Source organism: Pararhizobium sp. PWRC1-1 (genome assembly GCF_049897905.1).
Taxonomy (GTDB): domain Bacteria; phylum Pseudomonadota; class Alphaproteobacteria; order Rhizobiales; family Rhizobiaceae; genus Pararhizobium.
The window spans coordinates 170784-188975 of the sequence record NZ_JAFCXE010000015.1; the positions used below are offsets into that span (position 1 = coordinate 170784).

The following is an 18192-nucleotide window of genomic DNA, read 5'->3' on the forward strand; positions in this document are numbered from 1 at the left end:
GCCGCCCGGCCCGCCTGGCGGCGTTCCTGTTTCAACGTTAGCCCAAAGCGAACAGCGGTCGTAGGGGATTGAAACATTGAGTGCGAGCGGATTGGATGTTTGAACGTCTTCCAGTCGGAGAGACCTTGCTCTAATAAAGCCCCGACGAAGAAAAGGCGGAGATACGATGAGAAAGTTGGTCGCAGGGAAACTTCACGGCATCACCGTGACGGAGGCGAACCTCAACTACCATGGGTCCATTACGCTGGACCCCGACCATTGCGAAGAAGCCGGTATTCTCCCCATGGAGTTCGTCGAGATCTGGAACAAGAATTCCGGCGCGCGGATTTCCACCTATGTCATCCTGGGGGAACGAGGCTCGAGGTGCTGCATTCTAAACGGAGCGGCCGCGCGCACATGTCAGCCCGGTGATCAGGTCATCATTTGCAACTCGGTCTATCTGGACGAAACGCGGATTACGTCCCTGAAGCCGAAGGTGCTCACCTTCGACGAAGACAATCGGGTGCGGGACCGTTTGAGCTATTCGGTCGATATCGATGCGCAAGGACGATACACGTTCGACATCCTCGATGAGGCAAATACGACACTGCCTATCCCACTACTCGTGTCCGGTACATAGTAACCCCGGTCACCTCCACACATGTCGTGGGCAGGCCTGACGAAACTGGAGGCTGCCATGAACAGGGGGCGAACCTGCGAGCTGCGGATGGTCCCTGGCCATGACGAAAACCTTCCGCCTTTATTGCCTAAGATCCACCTGGAGCCAGCCATAGGTCGGGCTCAGCTCCTCGGTTTTGCTGCGGTCTGACATGGGCGCGTCCCGGTCAAAGGCCGCTATCGCGCCGCGTCGCGGCAGGATCGCCGCGTCCTCGCAAGGAAGGGTCGCGTCTGTCGCAGACCGCTTGCGCGCTCCGCGTCATCCGCAACCCATCCTCGCTCAGCCTGCAGCGCCCTGACCTTGGGCCGGACCGCTGGCGCCCATGTCCTTTCGACCGCAACCGAGGAACAGAGCCGGACAAACGACCGGCAACCCGCGGGCTTTGCTGAAACATCGCTCGAAAGGATCCCATCATGGCCACGAACTCTCGCTCCACCCAAAAGGCCCGGCTCGCCAAATCCCAGCGCGCCACCACCCTCGAAATGGTCAGGCACGCCTGCCCTGACACCGTCCAGGCGCTGCGCATCTCCGAAAGCTTCGGCCTTGCTGTCATTGACAGTGACGGTATCCGCGACCTCCATCGCGGCCAACTCGTCGAGAGCGCTGAGGCGCTGAAAGACGGCCTCGCCGAAAAGGCCATGCAGATCCACATGCAGCGCATCGTCGGATCCTTCGTCGGCTCTGCTTACGGCGCGGGGCAATTCTACAGCCGCTCGGTCACCGAGGCCCGTGACCTCACCACCAAACTCTCGAACGACTATCGTGACGAGGACCTTGAAGGTCCTGTCGGGTTCGACAGCAGGGCACAGCGCAAGCGTGTATTCGCCGCCGACATGGGCCTGCAGGCCCACGTGCTCCGAATGGCAGCCGAAGGCGCCGTCTCCGCCTACGGAGACATTACGGGCGAAACCTGGAAGCCCTACGAGCGCACAGTCGAGCAATCAGGCGCATCTGTCGATCAAAAGGCCGCCAGCGCCCAGATGGCAGCTTTCGAATAGCACGATCGCGGGGCTTCGGCCCCGCATTTCTCTTCCCCGGTCGAAACTGTCGGCGCCAAAAGCGCCGGCATCTTGAGCGTGGGCATAGCGCCCAAGCGGTCCGTTCCGGATCGCGGTCTAGCTTCGGCCGGCTGGGTGCCGGCGCAACGGCAAGCCGTCCTCCACTGCGTTTCGGCCCGGATCTCGTACTCGCACTTTTCGGATTGATGACCTCGGGTGCGCCGTCGCCGGCCTGCGCTCTTCGATCGCCGTGACGGACCGCGATGGGCGCGGTTGTCGAATCGAGGAGAAGATAATGAAACAGGAAAGCAGGAAGAATGATACGGTGGCCCGCGTCGACATCTATTCGAAAATCACACACCGCATCATCGCCTCGCTGGAGGAGGGCGTCCGCCCTTGGGTGCAGCCCTGGAGCACGGGCCATCTGGAAGGTCGTATTACCCGTCCATTGCGCCACAATGGCGAGCCCTATTCCGGGATCAATGTTCTGCTGCTCTGGTCGGAAACGGTCTCGCGCGGTTTCCGCTCTCCGACATGGATGACATTTCGTCAGGCAGCCGCGCTCGGCGCGCACGTCCGCAGGGGCGAGACCGGCTCGACAGTCGTTTATGCGAACCGGGTCAGGAAGACGGAAACGGCGGACAATGGCGACGAGGCCGAGCGCGACATCCCGTTTTTGAAAGCCTACACAGTCTTCAATCTCGAACAGATCAATAATCTGCCCGATGAATACCTGCCTTCTCTTACCGAAACTCCCAAGAAAGACGTCAATCCCATTGCTGCAACGGACGCATTTTTCGCAGCAACGGGAGCCGTGATCCGCCATGGTGGCAACAAGGCCTTCTTTGCTCCAAGCCCCGATATCATCCAGATGCCGCCGATCGAAACCTTTCGGGACGTGGAATCCTACTACGCCACCCTGGGGCATGAACACATTCATTGGGCTGGAGCCAAGCATCGCCTCGACCGCGATCTGTCGCGCTTTGCAAAGGACCGGTCGGAGCGTGCGCGCGAAGAGCTGATCGCGGAACTCGGCGCCGTTTTCCTGTGCGCCGATCTCGGTATCGTGCCGGAGATGGAACCACGACCGGATCACGCGAGCTACATCGCATCCTGGCTCTCGGTCCTCAAGAACGAGAAGCGGTTCGTCTTCTCTGCCGCCGCGCATGCGCAAAGAGCGGTCGCCTATCTCCACGAGCTCCAACCCATGGCGCAGCAACACGCAGCTTGAGCCACTCACAGCAGATGACCGCAATCGCCGGCATCTGCTCAATGCATCCTTACGGTCACTCGGATTGGGACAGACGAAAACGCCAATAGCCGGGTCACCAGCCCGCGAAAGCGGGCTCTCTATGTCACTTATCACCCTGGACTTAGGTTGCCATTATGATCCATCGCGGAGAGCCACGCCTCGTCGGGCGACGTCACCAACATCAAGCGCTAGGCGAACCAGCAGTCGGGTCTCAGCCATCGCACTGGAAACCGGTTGAAAGATCGATGCGATCTGCGGCGCGTGCTTGTTGAGATGGGGCGGCCATGCAATCGAGAGCTTGCCATGCGGCATATCGGCAACGCAGCGAGAGACAGCTTGGGCCCAACTCCGCACGTGCATCGAGGCGAGGGATCAAGCCTGGCGTTTGTGAGCTTGGCGTGCTGGAGCGTGGAGCAGGCCGTTTCCAACCGATCACCGCTCGATGACGCCATTGCCGTATTCCTTTTGAACTGCCACTGGCTCACCCACTGCGGTCTCGATGGGGCATGTCTGACCGAAGAACCGCCGAGCTGAAGCTCGGCTCGATCAGCATCCGCAACGGCCGGCTCGTTTTCTTCCCCTGCGCGCCAAGCGCCCATTCCTCGCGAGCCAAGAAAGCCTCTCCTTTGGCCGTCCTCCACTCCCGTTTCGGCCTTTCAGGTGCGGGCCGATCGTCCCCGGTCGTTTCGACAGCCATCGAGGCCGCGGTGGGCGCGGCCCGAACAACAGAAAAGGAATACGACAATGGCAACCATCGGCTCTTTCACCGCTTCCGGCAATGGCTTCAACGGCACCATCAAGACCCTCAATCTCAACGTCAAGGCAACGGTCCGCGCAGTCGAGCGCACCACCGAGAAGGGACCGGACTTCCGCATCCTCGCAGGCAATGTCGAGTTCGGCGCCGCGTGGAAGAAGACCTCGAATGAAGGCCGCGACTACCTCTCTGTCAAGCTCGACGACCCGAGCTTCCCGGCCCCGATCTACGCGACCCTGATCGAGGTCGAAGGCGAGGAAGGCCTCTCCCTCATCTGGTCCCGGCCGAACCGGGACTGATAGCAACGAAGGCCCCGCCGAAAGGCGGGGCCCTCCTTCTCCCGGGATCACTTGTTCAGTGCATCCTTGAGCGCCTTTGCAGGCACAAAGGTCAGCTTCTTCGAAGCCGCGACTGTCATCTTTTCGCCGGTCGCGGGATTGCGACCTTCGCGTTCCGGCGATGCCTTCACTTTGAACTTTCCGAATCCCGGGATGGAGGTTTCAGCGTCGGAGCCCGCAGCATCTGCGATCGCCTGGAACACGGCCTCGACGATGCCCTTGGCCTGGACCTTCGTTAGGCTGTTATCGGTTGCAATCTTGTCGGCAATTTCATTGGTGGTGGTCATGGAACTCCCTCTCATCGATTATGAAGACGGAATCCCTTTCAGCTTGAGGAGGCTTTGTCATTGACGCACTGCGATGACGCATACGAGATTTGTGAGATTTCCACAGGTGGTTTCGGCCCATAGCCTCGTTTTCGCTTTTTGCGAAGGAGTTCGAGGAAAAGCCCGACGGCATGCTTCTCCTTATTGAAGACATGCACTTTCTTCTGCCCGTGCGTTCCGATCCTCCCCCAGCTGCGCACCAACAGCACTTCTCCAAACAATGTCTGTTGGACGGCGAGCGCATAAAACCGAGCCATATTCTTCTCCGGCACGACGCGCTCGACATAGAGGTGATAGGGTTGAACGATCATCTGCGCAGAATCGCGCGTTTAGATTCCGGCGTCCAATCAGTGTTTTGAATCGGACCTAGCGAATAGATTCACGTTTGTGATGTCGGATCCCTTTGTGAAATCGGTTCTCCCCCACGGATGCAATCATATCCATTCGCCTGAACCAGAGCGCCCGTCCGCACCGAAGCGGCGGATTACCTGCTGTAAAGACGATCTGTTCGTCTGTGCGCATGCGCAGCACTTCGTGCGGCTGAATAAGTGGCCTCGCCGACAACTGCTTGGAACGGGTCCGGGAGGATCCCGACATCTTGGAGCTTCTCGAGATTTGATCGACCTCGACGGTCGTCATGCCGCATCTTTTCGAAATATAGTCCGCAGTCTCCGGGTCATTGACGGCCGCAAAAGAAACCCATGACACGCTCTCGAACCATTTCGATGTTGCGTCGCGCCCGCCGTACGCTTCGCGCATCTGACCAATCGATTGATAGAGCATCGTGAGCGTAATCCCGTACTTCCGGCCCGCATCGCGTGCTGTTTCGAGAATGCGCAGATATCCGAGCCTTGCGACTTCGTCCAATAGGAAGAGCGCACGTCCGCTAATGTCGCCGTCTCGATTGTAAATCGCGTTGAGGAAAGAGCCGATGATGACGCGGGCAATCCCCGCATGGTTCTCAAGCGTCTTTAGGTCCAGATTGATAAAGACATCGACCGTGCCGCACCCCAGATCGTCCGTCTTGAAGCTTGAACCGGATACCAGTGCCGCATAGTTTGGATAGGAAAGCCAGTGCGTTTCCTTTGCCGCATTGGCATAGACGCCCGAGAATGTCTCCGGCGTCATGTTGATAAACGGCGCGACATTCTCTTTCACGAATGTCGACTTGGACTCGTCGTAGATGTCTTGAAGACGAGCTCTCAGTCTGGGCTCGGGTTCCGACAGATTGGCACGAACCTGACGCAGTGTCTGGTTTTCCGCCTCCGTGTTTCCCGACAGGCAGACGTCGGCGATGATGGCTGTCAGAAGCTGCAGTGACGAGGAACGAAAAAAGTCGTCTCGAACGGCGTTCTGGCGCGGACTGTCACTGACGATCCACGACGCCACTGCAGCAATGTCCTCTTCTTTCGTGGCGCCAAACCGACCGATCCAATCGAGAGCGTTGAAACCGCTCTCCGGTGCCTTGGGATCGAGAACATGAACCTCGCGGCCGGCGCTCATGCGATGTTTCATCACCATGGGCGCGACTTCATTTGACGGATCGAGCGCTACGAGCGTGCCGCCCCACTTTAGGGCCGTCGGGATCGTGACCGATGTCGTCTTGAAGCCGCCCGATCCGGCGAATACGATACCATGTGATGAGCCGAACGAACCGTCGAAGCAGAGCAATGGTGCTCGTCCGCCTGCGCCCCAGGTCGTGGCGTCGTCAGCTCGGAAAGCCACAGTGGAAACGCCGTCGCGGTCGACCCTATAAGCTTCTCCCACGACGATGCCTCCTGTGGCTGGAAACAGTTGTGCGGCAACGGCAGAATCCATCCAACTGGAATCGCCATAGACAGCGCGTTTGCCCTTGACGCGCTTCGGCGCGGCGGACACAAGAGCGACATTCCCCTTCAAGGCGACGCGCAATCCGAACAGACCGCCTAGTGCGGAGATTGTCGCTCCAGTCATCGCGGCGGGATCGAGATAACTCCAGATCGATTGACCAGATGCAATCTGGCCTGAGAACGCTGTAAGACGGACGGCTTCGCGGGCGATTGCCAGCGTGACGACCGTCACGGATCCGACCATCACACCAAGGGCTATTGTTCGGATATTGACGGCGCCCGCGGCGGAAAACAGGAACATCACCGCAACGGCGCCGGCCGCCAAATAAGGCAGGGTAATGCCAACTCTGCCCAGAAATTGTTGCGCAGCCGCAGTTTTCCCCAAGGCTGCAATAGCGGCCTCATGACCGGTCAGCGTGATGCAGGTGCCAACGACCAAAACGATCGGCGTCAGAAACATGACGGCTCTACGCGCGGGCATTGCCGAATGCCGCCGCGCCGATCGCCATCAGTCTAAGCCTCTCATTGTCGTCGGCTCTCACACGGTTTGCCGCATCAATCAGCAGGCCGAGCAGGAGCGCGCGCTTTTCGTAGCGAAGACCGGCTTTGACAATCAGGCCGCCGAGTTCGATTTTCTCCCGCGTGTCCCTCTTGCGGGCGTCGGAAATTGATCTACGGACCATGCGCTCAGCCCTCGCTACGCCCGTCCGAAGCCTCGCCAGTTGCGATCGCCGCCGTCGCTGATGCCGGCTTTTTCCCAAGGCCTTTGCGAAACCGTGTCGCCACCTCTTCGAACGCAGCCTGAAGTTCAGGCTCGTCGATCTCGATATCGCCAAGCCCCGCTTTCAGTGCGATCCGACCGATACGCTCGGCATCTCGCGTTTCCGCTTGCTTCAATTGTTCCTGAAGCTTGACGATTTCTGCCCTGATCTTTGACGAAGGCTTCTTCATCCCGGTCGTTCCTTTTCGCAAGTTTTTCCCTGTAATTCAGAGGCATCGCGCGTCTGAGCGCGCAGCGCCAGTCGCAAATTTGGGAGTTGGCGAAGCAAACACCGCTGTCCATCATCCCGCCGCTCGACGAGAGCGGATCCAAGGGCGCAGTTATACGTCGCGATGCGACGCTCTGCTTTTCGGCCTTTTGTGGGCCTCCGCTCCCGGCGAACACGATGTGTCTATTCGTTCGGGAGATGGCCGGCTTGGCAATCACGCATTTCACAGCCCAGATCATCGGTCGCGGCGAGGGCCGCAGCGCGGTACTGTCGGCCGCCTATCGCCACTGCGCCAGGATGGAACATGAAGGCGAGGCACGGGTCGTCGACTATTCGAACAAGCGCGACTTGATCCACGAGGAGTTCCTGCTGCCGCCGGACCCGCCAGCCTGGGTTCGGACGCTGATTGCCGACCGCTCGGTCGCCGCGGCCGTCGAAGCCTTCTGGAACAGGGTCGAGCAGTTTGAGAAACGCGCCGATGCGCAGTTCGCTCGCGAGTTGATCATTGCACTCCCGGCTGAACTTTCTGCCGAGCAGAACGTCGCCTTGATGCGTGACTTTGTTACCGATCAGATCCTGACGCGGGGGCAGGTGGCCGACTGGGTCTATCACGACGCACCGGGCAATCCGCATATCCATCTGATGACGACGTTGCGGCCGCTCACCAATGAGGGTTTCGGGCCAAAGAAGGTGGCGGTGACCGGCGCGGACGGCAAACCGCTGCGCAATCCTGCCGGCAAGATCGTCTACAGGCTCTGGTCCGGCGAGAAGAGCGATCTGATCGAGCAACGCCAACATTGGTACGAGTGCCAGAACCGGCATCTCGCTCTTGCCGGTTTCGACATTCGGGTCGATGGGCGATCCTACGCCCAGCGCGGCATCGACATCGTCCCGACAATCCATATCGGCGTTGCCGCGAAAGCCATTGAGCGCCAGGCGAAGTCCGAGGGCAGGGTTCCGGAGCTTGATCGGCTGCGGATTCATGAGGAAGCCAGGGCCGAAAATGCAAGGCGTATTCTCGATCGCCCGGACATCGTCCTCGATCTGATCAGTCGGGAAATGTCTGTCTTCTCCGAGCGTGATATCGCCAAGATACTGCACCGGTACATCGACGATGCCGGTACCTTCCAGGAATTGATGGCGCGCATTCTGCAGAATCACCAGGTCGTCCGCCTGGACGCCGAGCGCATTGATTTTGCGACCGGCTCCAGGCTGCCGTCAAAGCACACGACGCGCGAACTGATCACGCTTGAAGCGGAAATGGCCCGGCGCGCGGTCTGGCTTTCCGAGCGCCGCGCATTCGAAGTTAAGCGCCCGGTCCTCGACGCTGTGTTCTCGCGCCATTCGAAGCTCTCCGACGAACAACGAACTGCCATCGAATACTTGGCTGATGACGGGCAGATCGCAGCGATTGTTGGCCGCGCCGGCGCCGGAAAGACGACGATGATGAAGGCGGCACGCGAGGCCTGGGAAGCGGGCGGCTATCGCGTCGTCGGCGGTGCTCTTGCGGGCAAGGCCGCAGAAGGCCTCGAGAAGGAAGCAGGCATCATCTCGCGCACGCTGTCGTCGTGGGAACTGCGCTGGCAGAGGGGCAATGATCGGCTTGACGACCGGACCGTCTTTGTCCTCGACGAAGCTGGGATGGTGTCGTCGAGGCAAATGGCATTGTTTGTTGAGACTGCCACAAGGACCGGCGCCAAGATCGTTCTGGTTGGCGACCCCGAGCAGTTGCAGCCGATTGAGGCCGGTGCGGCTTTCCGCGCCATCGCGGATCGCATCGGTTATGCCGAGCTGGAGACGATCTATCGTCAGCGGCAACAATGGATGCGCGACGCCTCGCTGGATCTGGCGCGGGGCAGGGTGGCGGAGGCGCTCTCCGCTTATCGCCAGAACGGCAAGGTCCTCGGTTCGGAGCTGAAGGCGCAGGCTGTCGGCAATCTGATCGATGACTGGAGCCGAGATTATGATCCAACCGGGACGACGCTGATCCTCGCGCATCTGCGACGCGACGTGCGTATGCTCAACGAGATGGCCCGGGCGAGACTGGTCGAGCGTGGCATTCTCGACGTGGGACATCTGTTTCGAACAGAAGAAGGCGATCGCCGCTTCGCCGCTGGCGATCAGATCGTCTTTCTCAAGAACGAGGGATCGCTCGGCGTCAAGAATGGCATGCTTGCCCGGATCGTTGAGGCTGGTCCAACGCGGTTTGTGGCAAGGGTGGGTCAGGGCGACGATCACCGTATCGTCGAAGTCGATCAACGGTTCTACCGCCATGTCGATCATGGCTACGCCACCACGGTGCACAAGAGCCAGGGTGCCACCGTGGATCGCGTCAAGGTGCTGGCCTCGCTCTCGCTCGACCGGCATCTCACCTATGTGGCGCTCACCCGGCACCGCGAAGATGTGGCGCTCTATTATGGTCGCCGCTCCTTCGACAAGGCGGGTGGTCTGATTCCGATCCTGTCGCAGCGACGCGCCAAGGAAACCACGCTCGACTATGAGCACGGCCGCTTCTATCGCGCAGCCCTTGCCTACGCCGAAAGCCGCGGTCTGCACATTGCCCGTGTCGCCCGCACGCTTCTATCCGACCGGTTTGCCTGGACCGTCCGGCAGAAGCAAAAACTCGTCGATCTCGGCAACCGACTTTTTGCCGTCGGCAGGAAACTCGGCGTGTTCGATCGACAATCCGCCACCCCCACCCCAGAATCGAAGGAGGCCCGCCCGATGGTCGCCGGCATCACGACGTTCCCGAAATCATTGTCCGATACTATCGAGGACAGGCTCGCCACCGATCCTGGTGTGAAGAAGATTTGGGAAGACGTGTCTGCACGCTTCCGTTTGGTGTTCGCCGATCCCGAGGCCGCCTTCAAGGAAGTTAATATGGACTCGGTTCTCACCGATCCGGCGGCTCGGAAAGCCACGCTCTCCACGCTTGGTAGTCGGCCGGAAAGCTTGGGAGTGCTTCTTGGCAAAACCGGGCTGCTCTCCAGCAAGGCGGACAGGCAGGCGCGAGGTCAGGCCCAGGTCAATGTGCCGGCCCTGAAGCGAGACATCGAACGGTATCTGCGGGCGCGGACTGAGGCCGAACGCAGATATGAGGCAGAGGAACGCGCCACCAGGCTGCGGGTCGCGAGGGTCATCCCAGCGCTGTCGCCAGCCGCCAGCGCCATCCTTGAGCGCGTGCGTGACGCGATCGACCGCAATGATCTGCCGGCGGCCCTGAGTTTTGCACTGAGTAACCGGGAGGCCAAGCCGGAGATCGACGCCTTCGGAAAGGCCGTTGCTGAACGGTTTGGCGATCGTACTCTACTTGGCATCGGCGCAAAGGACACGAGCGGACAAACCTTCCGCGAGGTGACGGCGGGGTTGAACCCGGCTCAGACCGCAGCGGTCAACGCGGCATGGCCAGCGATGCGCGCTGTGCAACAGCTGGCGGCCCACGAACGGTCGACGCAGGCACAGAAGCAAGCGGAGACCATGCGTCTGGCCCAGAGACCGGAGCTCGGCCTGAAATGACAGCGACTCTAATCAGGTCTCAATCGAAGGCAGCGCTGCGCGTTATCTTTGCAGCTGTGATCGCCTTGGTCGCGCTCGCCATTCTAGGCTGGTTCGGTGGCTACAGGATCAATATGACGCCTAGTTATCCTCTGGGGCTCTGGCGCATTCAGCCTCTCACCCGGGGTGTTCGTGTTGGCGACCGGGTATTCATTTGCCCGCCAGACAACGATGTCTTCAGATCGGCCAAGGCGCGCGGCTATCTGCGCGACGGACTTTGCCCCGGAGGATCTGGTCCTCTTATCAAAACTGTTGCGGCGGCCGCCGGCCAGCGCGTCGAGATCAATGGTTCGGTCAAGATCAACAACATTCTGCTACCGCACTCTCTTACTGTGACGAGGGACGGTCAGGGGCGTCCTCTCACTGAATTCGCAGGCGGCGTTATTCCGCGCGGGCTCCTGTTCCTGCACTCGGGTTTTATTGGGTCCTATGACTCCCGTTATTTCGGCCCCATTCCCCAAAGCGGGGTGCTTGGCCTTGCGCAAGAGGTGTTCACCTATGGGCCGTGAAACACTCACCTCCGTCGGTCTGGTCGCAGGGGCGGTCTTTGTCGGTACGTGCGGTTGGAGCGGGCAAGTCCTGTTCCTACCGCTGGCGCTCCTTTTCCCTCTGCTATGGTCACTTGCGCCTACGCGCGCTGCAGCAGCTTTGATTGCTACCGCCTATTTTCTCGTCGCATCGCGGGGCCTGCCACAGGGTGTCGTCAACTTTTATGGCTCGGGCGAGGGGTACGGTCACGGCTTGTGGCTGATTGCGGCCGCAGGCTTTGTGTTCGTTCACACCGTATTTTGGATGCGGCGGTCGGGTGTATGGCGTTGCGCTGGTTATGCAATCGCTTCGGTCCTGATGATCCTCCCACCGTTCGGCATCGTCGGATGGGCGCACCCACTGACGGCCGCGGGCGTGTTGTTTCCCGGCTGGAGTTGGATCGGCCTTCTTGCGACCGCGGCCAGCATGCTCGCCCTAACGACGAGACAATGGCCGATTGCGGTCGTAGCCTTGGGAGGCTTTTGGGTCTGGTCCGCCGCATGCTGGGAGCCTCCTTCCTTGCCGAAAGGCTGGGCGGGTATCGACACACCTTTTGGCCAATCAATGGGCCGCGGTTTTGATCTTGAGCAGCAACGGTTACTTGTCAGGGCAGTGCGAGCGGAAGCGGCACTCGGAGCTCGGGTGGTTGTTCTGCCCGAGAGCGCGCTTGGTTTCTGGACACCGACGATGGAGCGATATTGGCGAACAGCTCTGGAGGGAAGCGATGTCACGGTGTTCGCCGGCGCTTCGGTGGTTGATCCTGCCGGTTACGACAACGTCATGGTCTCAATGAACAGGGATGGCGGATCACCGAATTATCGCGAGCGCATGCCGGTACCCGTGTCCATGTGGCAGCCATGGCTGGCCTGGATGGGAAGAAGCGGCGGCGCCCGGGCCAACTTCTTCGCCAATCCGATTGTCACCGTGGCTGGCGCGCGCGTCGCCACTCTGATTTGCTACGAGCAGTTGCTCACGTGGCCGGTACTGCAGTCGATGTTTCATGAGCCGGACGTAATCGTCGCAAGCGGGAACGGCTGGTGGACGACCGGAACCTCAATTGTCCGGATTCAACGCACGAGTGCGCTCGCCTGGGCCGCTCTGTTCGACACCCCCATCATCGTTTCCTTCAACACGTGAGCCTTGTGGAACATCTATGTTTGACCCTGCCTTGATCACCATATGCGCGGATCCACACCTGATGCCCGCCATCATCGAACGCTTCATTGCTGAGGCCGGTTCGGCGAACCCGCTGGCAGTTACCGTGAAATCCGGCGAACGACTTATTCTTGTGCCCGTTGCAAGGACGAGCGAGGAGGCGATGGCGATCGTGTCAAAATATCTCGGCCATGCGGTCGTCAGGGTTGGCGTTACGCAATATCCAGCCGGGATCGGCGTGAACGAAGCCTCGGAGCTAAAGGGCGACCTCGTCGACGCCTGCGAAAATATTCGTGTGGGGACCGGTCTGTTCGCGAAGGTCTATCGTATCGTCACGAAATGGTATGGATCAGAGCCGCCGGAGGCATTCGATGATGCCGTCTATGCTTGGAAGACGGGTTACTTCGAGGGTAAGTCCGTGTTCCTTGAACCGGACCCCGGAAAGCCGGAGACCGGCGCTGCTAACATAAAGCCTGGGAACCCCGATGATGCCGGGTCTACGCTAGCCACCCCCGCGATTGATGTGACCAGCCACGGGAACCACCCTGCGAGCGCCGATCCGCGCGTCGATTTATCGAGAATTAATGGATCCCAATGAGTGTTTCGTCGATAGTTCAGTAACAACCCGACCCCTATCGCGGCCGTCCCAAGATTTTGATCTGATGGGGAACTGACAATAAGGATCGGCACGGGTACTTGAGTGCCGCGATTTCGATTGTAAGACACCCCGAGGAACAGTTGCGCGCTATTATCAACATGTCCGTAAGTAGTGTCCTTGAGCAAGGCGCAGAGCCCCGTGTTGGGCGAAAAACGCGCTGATATTCATTGTCAATAAACTCGAAATAATATTCTGTGCATATTGACAGCGACTTAAAACGGTCGTGAACGATTTTCCCTACGCAAGGATCCACCAATGGCTGATGATACGAACTTTACTCCTGCAGTCGATACTGCGTCCGCTGAAGCTTCTTCGAAGACAAAAGAAAAGAAGACGCGCGCACCGCGCAAGCCAAAAGCCGCTGCGGAAGCTGTGGCTGACACTTCGGTCAGCGCGCCGGTAAAGAAAACCCGCGGTCCGGCAAAGAAAGCAGTGGCAACCAGCGTGCCTGTTGCAGCCGAGCCGGCCGCGGAGGCACCAGCTCCGGCAAAGAAGGCCACGGCTGCAAAGGCTCAGCCCGCCAAGCGCGCGCCGAAAGTCGGGGCCGCGCCGGTTGATACGGACGGTTTTGCCGATCTTCTGAAGCTCGAAGAAGAAAACCAGAAGCTTCGTAAGGAGCTTTCCGGCAAACTCCGCGCCGAAAACGCTGATCTCCGTAAAAAGCTCGGGATGGCTTGATCGTAGACGATTGTCAACAGCGGCCGATGTAAAGCCGCTCACGACTAAAGACCGGGCTCGCATTGCAAGCGCGGTCTCCCGCTCGGTACTATGGAGCCAGGAAACGAGTCGGAGACGACGATGAGATCACCATGGCAACTAATCAAAGGCTTTGCATCACGCCGCAAGTCAGATGAACCCGTTGCATCGGTCGATGAGGCCGTGCCGACATCTGACCCGCAGGTTGATTTGTTCGAGCAGCTCAATGCGCGGCAAAGGGAACTGGAAGCGCACCCTCAATCGACCGCTGACGGGAACAAAACAGACCGGCAGCCCACTTCCATCGAGGCAGACGCCCCCCAACCCTTACCGGCGGCACAAACCGACTCCATGCCTTCGCAGGTGGCAGATAACGTTGCTCCGGAGGGACATGACCGGCCCGCACCGGTAGCGCCGGCCGCAAAGACTATCGACGGGAAGAGGGGGATAGACACCCTTACCACCAAATCAAACGGGCGACGGGCCAACGCGATTCAAGCGCGAGAGCACCTCGACAAGCGGACGGTTGTCACTGCAGCCGTAGAACAGCCGATAGCGACGAAGAAGACGGCCGTTGACGAAGCCACTGAACTAGACCTTGAAATCAAAAGTCTTCGATTGCAGCTTTCTGGGAAACTGCTTGAGCAGAACACGCAGTTGCGTCGTATGATTGGGCGCTATGGTGACACGTGAGCTCGAATCCGGCGGTGATGGTTTTACAAGTTCTGTCCCGGAGAGCTTGGGGAATTCGCACTGTTGACTGCCATCTTTTGGTGTAAATAGATTTTATTAAACTCTATGCGTGTATTGCATAAGATAACTTATGGAACTAAGTATGAATACGGTTCCCGAGCAAGTCGCCTTAAAACTCTTGTTCAAAGTCGGAGAAATCCTTTGGTCCGCAGCGACACGCTGACCCGCACCATTCAGCGACTCACAGCCAGCTTTTGCTTCCAAAAGCTAGGGCCCGAGGCGTGAACGTTCTCGCCGTCAGCTGTGACGGCCACTGTGACCGGCACGTCGAATTTGTAGATCGCCTCGCCTCGGGGCGCTCGATCTTGATGACCCGCGCTCCGCCCTCTGCGAATGGGCACGAGCATAGAGGTGCTGCAACGGCCTGCTCGATCGAGACGACGAGGAGGCCTGAATAGGGTTCCCCTCTAAATTACGATCAGGGACATGACAGTGTGGCACCCGGCTGAACCGGATCCTTTTGTCTCATGGTGTCAACGGAGAGCCGGGCTGAAGACCATTAGGCTGAGGATCTCAAACAAGATCGATGCAGCGGCTTGTGCGGTGTTAGTCGTCACATCGTATTGCGGAGCAACAACGGCGACGCAGCGCTGATGAGCGAAAGGGCACCGAGCAGGAAGCGAAATTGAAAGGCTATCCATTGAGCTGCGACGACCTGCCACCAGCTCGAGGCTACAGCCTCGATGATCTCGCCATCGCTACAGGTCTCACGTCCGAGGAGATCGGCGCGGCTGAAGGAGGCAACGCCCCTGACCATCACGTCGGACGCATCGAACACGCTCTGCGTTAGAGGTTTGGGGTACGGCCATCCGCGATTGAGGATTGCTAGGTCGCGGTCCAGGTCACGGTCGACTATCATGCCAAGCATCAGATGGTCAGCCAGTTCGACCAACGAGGCGGCTACCTCTTAAAGGGTTCCATCCACGTGATGGCTTTGTCTGCACGGTAGGCGGCGGCTTCGACGTCAACCTTGTTTTCAGCTGCGACTTTGTCCGCCGGTCAATCGGCGGCAGTGGCATATTCGGGGAACAATGCTGGTACGGGCGAGACTGTTGCTGCTGCCTGTCACAGAGATGACGTTCTTACTTATTTCATTCAGAGACTATTAGCCGGAGAGTAACGATGGCAGCATGTTCATATCGTCGAAGACGACGTCAGGCGAAAGGTCGGTGATTTGTCGCTTCATTCGTTCACTTTGCATATGAGAGCCGCCGATGAACGCGAAGACTCGCATTCCAGCAGTCTTGGCGGCGATAATGCCTGCAGGACTGTCTTCAATAACGAGCGCCGTTTCCGGCTTCATACCCATTTTCTGAGACGCATGCAGAAAAAGGTCAGGCGCCGGTTTTCCGTGTTGTACTGCAGTTCCGCTAAAGAGATGAGGCTTGAACAAGTCGATCAAGCCGGTTAATTCCAAGGCGAATTCGATCCGCTCCGGAGACGACGAGGACGCGACGCACTTCGGTATTGTCAAGGTTTCGACGGCGGTTCTAATGCCCTTGATGGGCAGAAGATGCTCGCGAAAACGTTCGATGAGGCGCGTCCGCCATTGCTCGCGGTCCACGACGGGCAAGACCAGGTTGAACTCGTCTGCCAGAATGTGAAGGGTTGAAGCCTCGGTCTGGCCTAAAAACCGCTCGCACACTGTTTCAATTGACATATCCCCCCCAATTGAACGAATACGTTCGTGGAGAAGCCCCGTCGCAATAATTTCGCTATCGACGAGGACGCCATCACAGTCAAAAATGATTAACTTCGGCTCTGAACGCATCGCGAGCCCTTAGCCGCCAAGCGCATTGTCAGCATAGGCCTTCAGTGCGGAGCGCGTTCCGAAAGTCCACAAGTGCCTTAAAGCAGAGGTAAACCGCTGGCGAAACACATCCGACATTCCTACGTCGCCGAAAACCTCCGAGAGATCCAAAAAAGATTCTGGGCGATCTTTGGCATCGATCGCGACATCTCGAAGACGCGTGAGCATCGTGTCTTGAACAGCCATTTGTTTGCCGCTATCTGAGGTGCCGCACAAGTATTTGCACCAGCAAGCAGACACCAGCGCAAGCCCTGTAACATCGTAACCGAGCTTCAGGCGATCGGCCACTGTGGGCAAGATGAACTTGGGTTGTCGGTTTGATCCGTCCTGTGCAAGCCGTGGAATCGTATCGGCAATTTTAGGATTGAGGAAACGGCTCTCGATGCGATTGTAGTATTCGGACAGATCGGTATTCGGAACAGCCGGGATGATTGGTATTATTTCGTCCCGCTCAAGCTTGGCGAGGAAATCTCGAATAAGAGGCTCTTCCATTGCCTCGTGAACGAAATGAATATCCATCAATGCAGCCGGATAGGCAATCGCCGCATGGCCTCCGTTGAGAATACGAATTTTCATGTGCTCGTAAGGGGCAACGTCCGGCACGAACTCGACTCCGACAGTTTCAAGCGCCGGTCGACCAGCTGGAAAATGGTCTTCCAAAACCCACTGCTTGAATTTTTCACAGAAGACCGGCCAGTTATCGTCAATATCGTAATCATCGGCGACGATGCCGACTTCACGTGGCGACGTTGTCGGTGTGATGCGGTCGACCATGCTGTTTGGGAAGGCAACGTTGTCGTCAATCCACTGTGCCAAGTCCGGGTCAACAAGCCGCGCCAGTCCTGATACGGCGCTATGCGTGACCTTGCCGTTTCCCGGAATGTTGTCGCACGACATTACCGTAAATGGCGCTATGCCTCTCGCCCGCCGAGCCCTCAGGCCAGCAACAACCAGTCCGAACACTGTCTTTGGTTTGTGCGGGTTTGCCGCGTCTGCGGAAATGGCCGGATGAGAGATATCGACCTCGCCTGTCGCAGCATCAAGAAAATAGCCTCCTTCCGTAATGGTCAGCGAAACGATTCGGATTGATGGGTCGGCTAAACGCGATACGATGGCCTCATTGTCGCCGGGCTGAACGTACCCGAGCATCGCACCGGTGACGCGGGCCGACGAGCATATATTATCCTGCTCAATGACCGCGGTGAGAAAGTCTTGGCTCTCGAGCGTCGCCCGCATCGCCTCGTCCGACGGCAGGACACCTGCACCGACGATCGCCCAGTCATGATCCTTGCCCGTGTTGAACAGGTCGTCGAGATAGATCGCCTGGTGGGCACGATGAAAATTCCCCACGCCGAAATGCACGATCCCTGCCGACAGCTGCGACCGATCGTATAGAGGAACGGTTGCCGTCGCAGCGATAGCTGAAAGATTTTCGAGCGAAAGTTTGATGGTCATTATGCTTTCCTTCCGGTACAGCCGAGGCCGGCATCCGCGAACCTGTATGTCGAAATAATTTGGGGGTAGACTTCAGCTCATCCAGTTGCCGCCGTCGACATTGTAGGTCTGCGAAACGACATAGCTGCTGTCTGCGGAGGCAAGGAAGACCGCCATGCCCGTCAGGTCTTCGGCCGTGCCCATGCGCCCGAACGGAACTTCGGCGCCGACAAGCCTCTTTTTCTCTCCAAGCGGACGGTTTTCGTATTTGGCAAACATCGCATCGACCCCATCCCAATGCTCGCCATCGACGACGCCGGGCGCAATCGCATTGACGTTGATGCCGTGCTTGATGAGGTCCAGTCCTGCCGACTGGGTCAGGCTGATGACCGCCGCCTTGGTGGCGCAATAGACGCCGACAAGAGCTTCGCCCCGCCGCCCCGCCTGACTTGCCATATT

19 protein-coding genes and 2 pseudogenes are annotated in these 18192 nt (G+C 58.8%); 10 read left to right on the plus strand and 11 right to left on the minus strand.

Annotated elements, in window-relative coordinates; all coding sequences use genetic code 11:
• Positions 1 to 166 precede the first annotated feature (166 nt).
• From panD to ACP7E0_RS22435, 4 genes are all read left to right on the plus strand, one after another.
• Positions 167 to 619: an aspartate 1-decarboxylase gene (gene panD / locus ACP7E0_RS22420; protein ID WP_426127945.1), complete on the plus strand. Its 453-nt coding sequence runs from the start codon at positions 167 to 169 to the stop codon at positions 617 to 619.
• A gap of 452 nt (positions 620 to 1071) precedes the next feature.
• Positions 1072 to 1656: a hypothetical protein gene (locus tag ACP7E0_RS22425; RefSeq protein WP_426127947.1), complete on the plus strand. Its 585-nt coding sequence runs from the start codon at positions 1072 to 1074 to the stop codon at positions 1654 to 1656.
• A 295-nt stretch (positions 1657 to 1951) separates the two neighbouring features.
• Entirely contained in the window at positions 1952 to 2887 is a 936-nt protein-coding gene (locus tag ACP7E0_RS22430) for an ArdC family protein (protein WP_426127948.1), read from the plus strand.
• A gap of 765 nt (positions 2888 to 3652) precedes the next feature.
• Positions 3653 to 3961 carry a DUF736 domain-containing protein gene (locus tag ACP7E0_RS22435; protein WP_426127950.1) on the plus strand — a complete coding sequence of 103 codons (309 nt, stop codon included), beginning with the start codon at positions 3653 to 3655 and terminating at the stop codon, positions 3959 to 3961.
• A 47-nt stretch (positions 3962 to 4008) separates the two neighbouring features.
• Here the strand turns inward: ACP7E0_RS22435 and ACP7E0_RS22440 are convergent, their stop codons facing one another.
• From ACP7E0_RS22440 to traC, 5 genes are read right to left on the minus strand one after another with little or no spacing between them, the layout of a single operon-like run.
• Positions 4009 to 4287, minus strand: a complete 279-nt coding sequence (locus ACP7E0_RS22440; RefSeq protein ID WP_426127951.1) for an HU family DNA-binding protein — start codon at positions 4285 to 4287, stop codon at positions 4009 to 4011.
• Between the two features lie 38 nt (positions 4288 to 4325).
• Positions 4326 to 4637, minus strand: coding sequence for a WGR domain-containing protein (locus tag ACP7E0_RS22445; RefSeq protein WP_426127954.1), 312 nt, complete (start codon positions 4635 to 4637; stop codon positions 4326 to 4328).
• Positions 4638 to 4692: 55 nt separating this feature from the next.
• Entirely contained in the window at positions 4693 to 6636 is a 1944-nt protein-coding gene (traG, locus tag ACP7E0_RS22450; protein ID WP_426127956.1) for a Ti-type conjugative transfer system protein TraG, read from the minus strand.
• On the minus strand, positions 6623 to 6838 hold the full coding sequence (gene traD / locus ACP7E0_RS22455) for a type IV conjugative transfer system coupling protein TraD (protein ID WP_426127958.1): 216 nt from the start codon (positions 6836 to 6838) through the stop codon (positions 6623 to 6625). The genes traG and traD overlap by 14 nt, the downstream gene beginning before the upstream one ends.
• 4 nt (positions 6839 to 6842) lie before the next feature.
• A complete protein-coding gene (gene traC, locus ACP7E0_RS22460; protein ID WP_426127960.1) occupies positions 6843 to 7106 on the minus strand; it encodes a conjugal transfer protein TraC in 264 nt (87 codons plus the stop codon).
• Between the two features lie 245 nt (positions 7107 to 7351).
• Here traC and traA point away from each other — a divergent pair, with 245 nt between their 5' ends.
• The 6 genes from traA to ACP7E0_RS22490 all read left to right on the plus strand — a co-directional run bounded on the left by traA (position 7352) and on the right by ACP7E0_RS22490 (position 14429).
• Positions 7352 to 10660, plus strand: coding sequence for a Ti-type conjugative transfer relaxase TraA (gene traA / locus ACP7E0_RS22465; protein ID WP_426127962.1), 3309 nt, complete (start codon positions 7352 to 7354; stop codon positions 10658 to 10660).
• A complete protein-coding gene (traF, locus tag ACP7E0_RS22470) occupies positions 10657 to 11208 on the plus strand; it encodes a conjugative transfer signal peptidase TraF (RefSeq protein ID WP_426127963.1) in 552 nt (183 codons plus the stop codon). Before traA ends, traF begins: the two co-directional genes overlap by 4 nt.
• The gene (locus tag ACP7E0_RS22475) at positions 11198 to 12364 is read left to right on the plus strand and encodes a conjugal transfer protein TraB (protein ID WP_426127965.1); all 1167 of its coding nucleotides are present in this window, start codon (positions 11198 to 11200) and stop codon (positions 12362 to 12364) included. Before traF ends, ACP7E0_RS22475 begins: the two co-directional genes overlap by 11 nt.
• 16 nt (positions 12365 to 12380) lie before the next feature.
• Entirely contained in the window at positions 12381 to 12980 is a 600-nt protein-coding gene (locus tag ACP7E0_RS22480; protein ID WP_426127967.1) for a TraH family protein, read from the plus strand.
• Positions 12981 to 13295: 315 nt separating this feature from the next.
• A complete protein-coding gene (locus ACP7E0_RS22485) occupies positions 13296 to 13718 on the plus strand; it encodes a hypothetical protein (RefSeq protein ID WP_426127969.1) in 423 nt (140 codons plus the stop codon).
• A 120-nt stretch (positions 13719 to 13838) separates the two neighbouring features.
• On the plus strand, positions 13839 to 14429 hold the full coding sequence (locus ACP7E0_RS22490) for a hypothetical protein (protein WP_426127970.1): 591 nt from the start codon (positions 13839 to 13841) through the stop codon (positions 14427 to 14429).
• A gap of 349 nt (positions 14430 to 14778) precedes the next feature.
• Here ACP7E0_RS22490 and ACP7E0_RS22495 read toward each other — a convergent pair.
• The 6 genes and pseudogenes from ACP7E0_RS22495 to ACP7E0_RS22520 all read right to left on the minus strand — a co-directional run.
• Positions 14779 to 14862: pseudogene (locus ACP7E0_RS22495) on the minus strand (hypothetical protein); the annotation flags it as partial.
• Between the two features lie 100 nt (positions 14863 to 14962).
• A pseudogene (locus ACP7E0_RS22500) lies at positions 14963 to 15073 on the minus strand (agmatinase); the annotation flags it as partial.
• Positions 15043 to 15381, minus strand: a complete 339-nt coding sequence (locus tag ACP7E0_RS22505; RefSeq protein WP_426127993.1) for a hypothetical protein — start codon at positions 15379 to 15381, stop codon at positions 15043 to 15045. The pseudogene ACP7E0_RS22500 and the gene ACP7E0_RS22505, both read right to left, overlap by 31 nt.
• Positions 15382 to 15594: 213 nt before the next feature.
• On the minus strand, positions 15595 to 16260 hold the full coding sequence (locus tag ACP7E0_RS22510) for an HAD family hydrolase (protein WP_426127971.1): 666 nt from the start codon (positions 16258 to 16260) through the stop codon (positions 15595 to 15597).
• A 9-nt stretch (positions 16261 to 16269) separates the two neighbouring features.
• Positions 16270 to 17754, minus strand: a complete 1485-nt coding sequence (locus tag ACP7E0_RS22515) for a mannitol dehydrogenase family protein (protein ID WP_426127973.1) — start codon at positions 17752 to 17754, stop codon at positions 16270 to 16272.
• A gap of 72 nt (positions 17755 to 17826) precedes the next feature.
• Positions 17827 to 18192 (minus strand): SDR family oxidoreductase (locus ACP7E0_RS22520; RefSeq protein WP_426127974.1); only part of this gene is annotated, 366 nt, incomplete at its 5' end.